The sequence below is a fragment of the Longimicrobium sp. genome, assembly GCF_036280135.1.
Taxonomy (GTDB): domain Bacteria; phylum Gemmatimonadota; class Gemmatimonadetes; order Longimicrobiales; family Longimicrobiaceae; genus Longimicrobium.
In genome coordinates, this window is the sequence record NZ_DASURI010000856.1 from 1 (window position 1) to 5,567 (window position 5,567).

At 71.3% G+C, this 5,567-nt stretch carries 6 protein-coding genes; 5 read left to right on the plus strand and 1 reads right to left on the minus strand.

Annotated elements, in window-relative coordinates:
- Positions 1-227: 227 nt before the first annotated feature.
- Positions 228-971 carry a ribonuclease HII gene (locus VFZ20_RS27715; protein ID WP_329687207.1) on the plus strand — a complete coding sequence of 248 codons (744 nt, stop codon included), beginning with the start codon at positions 228-230 and terminating at the stop codon, positions 969-971.
- Positions 972-995: 24 nt separating this feature from the next.
- Complete coding sequence (locus tag VFZ20_RS27720; RefSeq protein ID WP_329687208.1) at positions 996-1,412, plus strand: hypothetical protein; 417 nt, start codon at positions 996-998, stop codon at positions 1,410-1,412.
- 311 nt (positions 1,413-1,723) lie between these two features.
- Here the strand turns inward: VFZ20_RS27720 and VFZ20_RS27725 are convergent, their stop codons facing one another.
- Positions 1,724-2,137: a hypothetical protein gene (locus tag VFZ20_RS27725; protein WP_329687209.1), complete on the minus strand. Its 414-nt coding sequence runs from the start codon at positions 2,135-2,137 to the stop codon at positions 1,724-1,726.
- A gap of 100 nt (positions 2,138-2,237) precedes the next feature.
- Here VFZ20_RS27725 and VFZ20_RS27730 point away from each other — a divergent pair, with 100 nt between their 5' ends.
- The 3 genes from VFZ20_RS27730 to VFZ20_RS27740 all read left to right on the plus strand — a co-directional run bounded on the left by VFZ20_RS27730 (position 2,238) and on the right by VFZ20_RS27740 (position 5,527).
- Complete coding sequence (locus tag VFZ20_RS27730; RefSeq protein WP_329687212.1) at positions 2,238-4,331, plus strand: MDR family MFS transporter; 2,094 nt, start codon at positions 2,238-2,240, stop codon at positions 4,329-4,331.
- Between the two features lie 246 nt (positions 4,332-4,577).
- Positions 4,578-5,024, plus strand: a complete 447-nt coding sequence (locus tag VFZ20_RS27735) for a hypothetical protein (RefSeq protein WP_329687210.1) — start codon at positions 4,578-4,580, stop codon at positions 5,022-5,024.
- 185 nt (positions 5,025-5,209) lie between these two features.
- Complete coding sequence (locus tag VFZ20_RS27740; RefSeq protein WP_329687211.1) at positions 5,210-5,527, plus strand: hypothetical protein; 318 nt, start codon at positions 5,210-5,212, stop codon at positions 5,525-5,527.
- The last annotated feature ends 40 nt before the right edge of the window (positions 5,528-5,567 follow it).

Genomic DNA, 5,567 nt, shown 5'->3' on the forward strand with positions numbered 1-5,567 from the left:
GCGCGGCGGCCAGGCGTGCGGAAGGACGGAGCATGGGATGGGCGGCGGGAGGAGGATGGGCGGTGGACAGCGGGCCGACGCGTACGATGATCGCCATCCGCCGTCCGCGCAAGGGAACGGACGGCGTGGACGCGCGGTGGACGGGGAGACGGCGTTGTGCGTTGCAGCGAATTGTTTTATCCTCTTTCCGTCACCTGTCCACTTCCGCTCCTTCACACGCGTCCCGGATGCCCGCCTCGAAGTCCAAGGCCAAGGCCGCCCCCAAGCGCCGGCGAAAGCCCTCTCCCCAGCGTCTGCGCAAGCTGCTGGCGACGGAGTGGGGGTTCTGGGAGCGCGGGATGATCCGCATTGCCGGCGTGGACGAGGTGGGCCGCGGACCCTTGGCGGGCCCCGTCGTGGCCGCGGCCGTCATCCTGCCGGAGTCGGCGTGGATCGACGGCGTGGACGACAGCAAGAAGCTCAACCACGACCGCCGGCTGGACCTGTACGAGAAGATCGTGGGGACGGCCCTCTGCTTCGGCATCGGGGCCGCGTCGTCGCGGGAGATCGACCGCATCAACATCCGCCGCGCCACGGCGCTGGCCATGCAGCGCGCCATCGCCCGCCTGGGCGACGTGGACCACCTGCTGGTGGACGGGCTGGCCGTGCCGGAGCTGGGCACGGAGACGCACACGGCCATCGTCGGGGGCGACGGGTGCGTGCATTGCATCTCCGCCGCCAGCATCATCGCCAAGGTCACGCGCGACCGTCTGATGGCGCGGCTGGCCCGGCGCTACCCGGACTACGGGTGGGAGCGCAACATGGGCTACGGCACGCGCGAGCACCTGCGGGCGCTCACGCGGCTGGGCCCCACGCCGCACCACCGGCAGTCGTTCCAGCCCTGCCAGCTCGACTTCGCGGAGGCGCTGCTCTCCGCGGACGGGGCCACGGACGAGGTGGACGCGCTGCTGGCGGCCCAGGCGGGAGACTGATTCCACACACCAGACAGCGAGCCCATGCACACGGAGCACCTTCAGAACGTTCGTCCCGCGGGAGTGCTGTTCGGCTGGTTCGTGAGCGTGGCGGTGGTGTCGCTCATCGCGGTGGGGCTCGCGGCGCTGGGACTGGAGCCGGAGAGCGGCACGGGCAGCGGCCTGCTGGGCGCGGCCGCCATCGCCGTGGGCTTCGGGGTCGGCGGATGGATCCTGGGCCAGCGGTTGGGCGTCGCGCCCATCCTGCACGGGGTGGCCATGGGCGTGGTCTCCATCCTCGTCTGGTTCGCCGCCAACCTGCTCGCGGGTGAGACCGTCGCGGACAGCGCCTGGGTCACGGGCTCGGAGGCGTACTACGCGGGCCTCCTGCTGCTGCAGATGGTCGCGGCGGGGGTCGGCGCGAGCATCGGGTCGCGCGCGAAGCGGCGGGCGGTGGTGTAGACGGCAGGGAATAGGGAACAGGGAATAGGGAATAGCCTGCAACGGCGTCCCGGCATCCGCCGGGGCGCCGTCGTGTTTGTGGCCCGCCTCCCGCGGCCATGCCGATGCGTGCCGTTGTCGTTGTCCGTTTCCCGCCCCACGCTGTCATTCTGAGCGACCGAGGCGCCGTCTCGGTCTGTCCCGTGCGGGATGCGTCCGGCGCCGACCGAGCGAAGAATCTGGTCGCCGGAGTGCGTGGTCCCGCCCGCGCGCTGAGTTCGCGCGAGGGGTCCGTGCACGGGCGAGTGCCGTGCGCGGCGCGACCAGATTCTTCAGTCGGCGCCATCCAGACCGGGAGGGATCACGACGGCGCCTCCTTCAGAATCAGAATGACAGGCAGGGACGATCACGGCGTCGCGTGTTCTTCGGATCGAGGCGGCACCGTCATTCCGCGTCAGCCAAGCCACCTCCCCGATATCGGGATCCCGGCCGAGCGCGGCCAGCTCCCCGCGCAGGCGCTCCAGCTGTTCCGACTGCGCACCGTTCCAGGCGCAGAACTCCCCGTCGTGGAACTGTCCGAGCCGAATGCCACCCATGCCGAGCAGCGCTTTCACCATCGACACGACCTCCTCCTCCCGCGCCGCCCGCGGCAGGTCCGCCGGCAGGGCGCGAGCGAGCTGCCACAGGCCCACGTAATCCTCCCCGCACTCCGCGGCAAACCCACGCAGCACCTCGTCACGATCCATCGGCAGATTCTTTCCAGGGGGCCGGGGCCGGCGCAAACCGTCTTCTCCCGCCGCTGCATCGCGCACCGGCAGAGTTCATGCGAACGCGGACCGGCTCCGCATCACGAGACGAGGGACGGGAGGCTGCGCAATGGCGGTGGTGGAGGGGGCGCAAGCGCGCCCGCAGAACATACGGACGGTGTTCGCCGGGCTCATGCTGGGGATGTTCCTGGCGGCCGTCAACCAGACCATCGTGGCGCCGGCCATGCCGCGCATCGTGGCGTCGCTGGGCGGCATGGAGCACTACAGCTGGATTGCCGTGTCGGCGCTGCTGGCGTCCACGGTGATCGTGCCCATCGTGGGCAAGCTGAGCGACCTGTTTGGCCGCAAGGCGTTCTACGTGGGCGGCATCGTCGTCTTCATGGCCTCGTCCATCGTGGCCGCGCTGGCGCCCAGCTTCGAGGTGTTCATGCTGGCCCGCGTGCTGGAAGGGTTCGGCATGGGGACCATGATGCCGCTGTCGCAGGCCATCATCGGCGACTTGGTGCCGCCCCGCGAGCGCGGCAAGTACCAGGGGCTCATGGGCGGCGTGTTTGGCCTGGCGTCCGTCGTGGGGCCGTTCATCGGCGGGTGGATCACCGACTCGCTGTCGTGGCACTGGCTGTTCTTTCTGAACATCCCCATGGGACTGCTGGCGCTGGGCTTCATCATCCCGTTCATGAAGCTGCCGCACGTGCGCCGCGCCCACCGCATTGACTACGCGGGCTTCGTCACGCTGGCCGTGGGGCTCACGTCGTTCCTGCTGGCCATCGTGCTGGGCGGAACGACGTTTCCCTGGGGCTCGCCGGAGATCATCGGCATGTTCGTGCTGGGCGCCGCGTTCCTGGCCGCGTTCCTGTGGGTGGAGACGCGCGCGGCGGAGCCCGTGATGCCCCTGCGGCTGTGGAAGAACCCCATCTTCACGGCCAGCAACGTGGCGACGCTGTGCGTGGCCATGGCCATGTTCGGGGCCATCTACTACATCCCCGTCTTCATGCAGGGCGTGCAGGGCGCCAGCGTAACGGGGAGCGGCGCGGCGCTCACGCCCATGATGCTGTCGCTCGTGGCGATGAGCACGGTGAACGGCGCCATTATCAGCCGCACGGGGCGCTACAAGATCAACATCCTCGTGGGGATCGCCCTGCTGGGCATCGGCTGCTTCCTGCTGACGCGGATGGACCGCACCAGCAGCCACGGCGAGGTCGTGCGCAACATGATCCTCATCGGGCTGGGGCTGGGCGCGGGGATGCAGACGTTCGTCCTGGTGGTGCAGAATGCCGTGGGCCGCGAGGACCTGGGCGTGGCGACGGCGACCACGCAGCTGTCGCGCTCCATCGGCAGCAGCCTGGGGACGGCCATCCTGGGCACCGTGCTGGCGCAGGGGATGGCGCGGGAGATGGCCCGCGTGACGGGCGGCGTGCAGCTCCCGGCGGGCGGCGGTGGCGGCGGCGAGCTGAACGCGGGCGCCGTGCTGGATCCGCGGCTGCTGGCGTCGCTGCCGCCGCAGGTGCTGGAGGGCGTGCGGACGGCCCTGGCCAGCGCGCTGCACCCCGTCTTCGTGGCCACGCTGCCCCTCGTCGCCATCGCGTTCGTCGCGGCGCTGCTGCTGCGCGAGATCCCGTTGCGCCGCAGCGTACCGGCGGAGGCGGAGGAGGCCGGCAAGGGCGTGCTGGCGGAGATGGCGCACGCGGGCCCGGACGACGCGGAGCCCGTCGTGGGCCGGCCCAACCCCGAGTACCGCGCCCGCGCGGCGTTCCTGGGCCTTACGCTGGGGCTGATCGCGGAGCAGGGCAGGGCGCCGTCGCCGCGCCTGGCCACGCTGCTGGCCCGGCTGGGTGAAGGGGATGCGGAGCAGGGGCGCCGGCGGCTGGACGCGCTGGCCTGCGCGCTGCTGGACGACTGCCGCGCGGACGGCGAGGAGGCGAACGGGACGGCGGGGATCCGCGCGGAGCTGGCGGTGGGGCACGACGTGCCGCTGGCGGGGCTGGATCCCGTGGCGGAGCTGGAGCGCGCCATCGCCGACTCGCCCGCGGACCTGCGGCCGCGGCTGCGCGCGCTGGTGTCGGAGGGCGGCGACCCGGGCGCCCTGCTCACGCCGGAGCACCTGGCCGTGCTGGAGCGCGTGGGCGTGGCCGCCAGCGCGGCCGTGCTGCTGGACCGGGTCCCTCGGCCGTAGGGCCCTCACCCGCTCGCTGTCGCTCGCACCCTCTCCCGCAAACTGCGCGGGAGAGGGTGTAGACTTCAACGAGTTCATTGCGCCGTGGCAAACCCTGCGCGCCAGCGCGTTCCGCTACCAAGCAGGAATACGAGGCCCGAGGCGCGCGGCATTGGAGGGTTGTGCGTATCCTCTCTTTGCGACAGAATATATGAGAATCGCGCGGTTCCGCGCACGTCACCAATCCCCTCCCCAAGGAGCAGGCAGATGCGAACCAGCCGCTGCATCGTCCCCCTCGTCCTCGCCGTCCTGGCCGCGTGCGGGCGCGACGTCGCCACGCCCGTGGCCGTCCCGGACGCGCCGCTGGCGTCCACGTGGACGCGCACGTACCAGGTGTCGGATCTGACGTACACGGGATCCGGCCTCAACCTGACCCTGTCCCTCACCTCCGGCGGATACGTCAAGGTGGAGCTCGTGCCCGACGACCCGGCCATGGGCGCGTTCGAGATGGGGCGCGTGGAGTCCGGCGGCGACGTCGACTCGTTCTACAAGCCCGCGAACAACTCCGTGCGCATCACGGGCGTGCCGTACGCCGGCTGCACCTTTCGCCGCTTTGTCCTGGGCAGCTCGCCGTCCAGTACCACGACGACCAATCCCATCAACATGGACAACTACAAGGTCTACTACCAGGTCCGCGGCGAGTTCATCTGCTGAGCCACCGGGTCCGGCGATGACGACGAGGGGGGGGACGCTCCGACGCGGGGCGTCCCCTCCGTCGTTCCGATGGTTTGGAGCGGGCACGAAAGCGGCGCTGGGGCGTACCACAGGCCCGAGCCGCCGCCCGCCGGAGCCCCTCCGGCGGACCCGCGCGCGGCAGCAGATGTTCCCGGAACGGCTGGATGAGATCGCAGCTGCACGACCGCGACGAGTTCGACTCGCACTACGAAGACCGCGTGCACGCCCCCGTGCGGGCTCGCGGGACACTCCCCGCGGCCGGCGTGTACCTGTGCGGGGGCCGCTTCGAGGTGGCCGCCCGCCACAGCCCCGCCGAGGCGCGCCTGCGCGAGCGGGGCGCGCTGCTGGTGGCCAGCGTGAGCTTCGACGGGCTGCAGGTGCCCGCGCTCACGGGCGGCGCCGCCCGCGACCTGCGCCTGGCCGACGTGGTCACCGCCTCCCTGCGCGACGCCGCGCTCGACCCCGAGCCCGGGCACAACTGAGCAAGAACCAACGGATTGTTCTCACGCAGAGCCGCGGGGG

Excerpts from the sequence above, each read along its gene's own strand:
- VFZ20_RS27715 (WP_329687207.1), top strand. The coding sequence starts at position 228 with ATGCCCGCCTCGAAGTCCAAGGCCAAGGCCGCCCCCAAGCGCCGGCGA.
- VFZ20_RS27720 (WP_329687208.1), top strand. The coding sequence starts at position 996 with ATGCACACGGAGCACCTTCAGAACGTTCGTCCCGCGGGAGTGCTGTTC.
- VFZ20_RS27725 (WP_329687209.1), bottom strand. The coding sequence starts at position 2,137 with ATGGATCGTGACGAGGTGCTGCGTGGGTTTGCCGCGGAGTGCGGGGAG.
- VFZ20_RS27735 (WP_329687210.1), top strand. The coding sequence starts at position 4,578 with ATGCGAACCAGCCGCTGCATCGTCCCCCTCGTCCTCGCCGTCCTGGCC.
- VFZ20_RS27740 (WP_329687211.1), top strand. The coding sequence starts at position 5,210 with ATGAGATCGCAGCTGCACGACCGCGACGAGTTCGACTCGCACTACGAA.